At 60.2% G+C, this 1,182-nt stretch carries 1 protein-coding gene; it reads right to left on the bottom strand.

Annotation, left to right across the window (positions count from 1 at the left end; all coding sequences use genetic code 11):
- The coding region (locus H097_RS24335; RefSeq protein ID WP_032863007.1) for a terminase family protein at positions 1-1,182 on the bottom strand (1,182 nt) is incomplete at both ends.

Below are 1,182 nucleotides of genomic sequence, written 5' to 3'. Positions count from 1 at the left end.
CCACCACACAGGTGGCGTCGTCGCGGGTGCGGCTCGGATCGTAGCCCAGCCAGACAGGGCTGTTGCCGAATGGCCGATCCAGTTCCGGGTCGTAGTCTTCCCACAACGACAGATCGGAATAGCACCGTTCCAGATCCTTGAGGCCGAACGCGCTTTGGCTGCTGTCGATGAACTTGCAGTAGAACAACTGCTGGAATTTGTCTTCGTCGTACTCCAGCTGCAGCTGCTCCAGGTCGAACAGATCGCAGCCGCCGGCGATAGCGTCGTCCAGGGTGATGGTCTTGCGCCATTGGCCATCGGGGCATAGCGCGCCCTGGGTGTAGGACGCCTCGGTAGGCCAGGTGCCGCCAGCTTTTTTGCCGCGTTTGCTGTTGCGGAATTCTTCGCCTGACCAGAACGGGTACGCCTGGTGCGACACGGCGCTGGGCGTCGAAAAATAGGTTTTGCGCCATTTTTTGTGGGTACCCATGGCGCTGGCCACGGTGCTGAGTTTGTCGAAGTCGCGGATCCAGAAGTATTCATCGACGTAGACGTGGCCATGGTAGCCCTGGGCAGTGCTGCTGTTGGTGCTGAGAAAGCGCAACTCGGCGCCGTTGCTGAGAGTGATCGGGTTGCCGGTCAGCTCAATGTCAAACCACTGCTTGGCAAACTGGATGATGTAGCTGCGGAAAATTTCCGACTGCGAGCGGCTGGCCGACAGGAACACCTGGTTGTCGCCAGTCAGCACGGCATCCATGAAGGCTTCGCCGGCGAAGTAGTAGGTCAGGCCCACCTGGCGGCTTTTCAGGATGTTGCGGATCCGGCACGTCAGCGGGTTTTGCTTGGCCGCGAACAGTTCCTGCTGATAGCGATACATCTTGCTGATGAACTTATCCAGGAAGTCGACTTCGGTCAGCCCGCTGATATCGTTCTTGGCCTTCTTTTCGCGCTTCTTCCCACCGCTATCCGCACGGCCCGAACGTTCCCCGCGCGCGCCCTGGCGGCGTTCCTGTGGTTCGCTGGCTGGTTCTCCGATCGGCGCTGGCGACGGTTTGACCGCTTGCTTTAACAGGCGCTCGCGCACCGTTGTCAGCCGGTCCAGCTCGTTCAGTTCGTCTTTGGTCAGACTGCTGGCTTTGTCCAGGAGGAGGGTGATCCGCCGGCCGACGGCCGTCAGCGGTTCCTCGTCCGACAGCATGTCTT

Origin of the sequence: Pseudomonas sp. FH4, assembly GCF_000510915.2 — a bacterium.
Lineage (GTDB): Bacteria > Pseudomonadota > Gammaproteobacteria > Pseudomonadales > Pseudomonadaceae > Aquipseudomonas > Aquipseudomonas brenneri.
Note: the sequence above shows the minus strand (reverse complement) of the source record. Positions and strands in the feature narration are given on the sequence as shown.